The organism is Pseudoalteromonas aliena, assembly GCF_038155085.1.
Lineage (GTDB): Bacteria > Pseudomonadota > Gammaproteobacteria > Enterobacterales > Alteromonadaceae > Pseudoalteromonas > Pseudoalteromonas aliena_A.
On record NZ_JBAKAU010000307.1, the window covers coordinates 1 to 208 of the forward strand.

Sequence of the window (208 nt, forward strand, 5' to 3'; positions counted from 1 at the left end):
TTGTACTAGTATAGACCACAGATATTTGTATTAAACGCTATGGTCCTATCAAAGCTGACAACCGCCTTCATTATTTTGCAGCAACTGATTGGTATCACAAAGCACTTAGTTCAGATTTACAGGCAAAAAACTTAAATGACTTTTTAACTGAAGTAGAACAGTTTACTATAAATAAACTAATTACCGCACTTACAAAAGGCGGCTTTAT

1 pseudogene is annotated in these 208 nt (G+C 33.7%); it reads left to right on the forward strand.

The window, feature by feature from the left end:
• Positions 1-17 precede the first annotated feature (17 nt).
• Positions 18-208, forward strand: a pseudogene (locus tag V6260_RS19525) (carboxypeptidase); the annotation flags it as partial.